General features: G+C 71.9%; 1 protein-coding gene. It reads right to left on the bottom strand.

Going from position 1 to position 303, the window contains the following annotated elements:
* A partial coding sequence (locus C4K88_RS18055; RefSeq protein ID WP_206604394.1) for a DUF4131 domain-containing protein occupies positions 1-303 on the bottom strand: 303 nt, incomplete at both ends.

Consider the following 303-nt stretch of genomic DNA (forward strand, 5'->3'; position numbering starts at 1 on the left):
CAGGCCTGTGCCGTCGCCAAGCACCAGTGCCACCAACGCGGCCTGCCGGCCATTGGCTTCGACCGCCAGCAAACGCTGACGCAGCACATCGCGCCAACCTCCGGTTACCGGCGCCAGCAGTTGCCCGGCCTTTACCGTACCGGTTGCACCCACCCGCCTGGCCAGCAGTTGCGCCTCCCGGTCGGGCCCATGTGGGTTGAGCAGCCCGGCGGGGCGCTGAAGGGTCACGGCCAGCCGCCAGTGCTCACCGGCCCGCAGCGGCGGCCCGCCGAACCAGCTCAGTTGCAGGCGTCGCGGCAGCTC

The sequence above is a fragment of the Arthrobacter pityocampae genome (assembly GCF_002927275.1).
Classification (GTDB): Bacteria; Actinomycetota; Actinomycetes; order Actinomycetales; family Micrococcaceae; genus Arthrobacter_D; species Arthrobacter_D pityocampae.